This is a genomic window from Salinimicrobium oceani (genome assembly GCF_012037645.1).
Window position 1 is genome coordinate 1 of the sequence record NZ_JAAVJR010001722.1, and the last position, 278, is coordinate 278.

At 41.7% G+C, this 278-nt stretch carries 1 protein-coding gene; it reads left to right on the forward strand.

Translation table 11 applies throughout. From position 1 onward, the window contains the following. Window positions 1-278 (forward strand): regulatory protein RecX (locus tag HC175_RS23750; RefSeq protein ID WP_168140157.1); only part of this gene is annotated, 278 nt, incomplete at both ends.

The window sequence follows — 278 nt, forward strand, 5'->3', positions numbered from 1 at the left end:
GAAGAACGCTTCGCCAGAAGTTTTGTAAGAGGGAAGTTCAGGATCAAGAAATGGGGCAGGCATAAGATCATTCAGGAATTAAGGCTTCGGGAGATATCCTCCCCTATCATTAAACTCGCTCTCACAGAGATCAGCGAAAAGGAATACAAAAGCACGCTCTACACATTAGCTGAAAAAAAGCTGAATCTACTCCGGGAAATTAATCCCATGAAGCGAAAAAAGAAACTTACAGATCATCTTCTTCAAAAAGGCTATGAAGCAGGCCTTGTCTTTGAAGT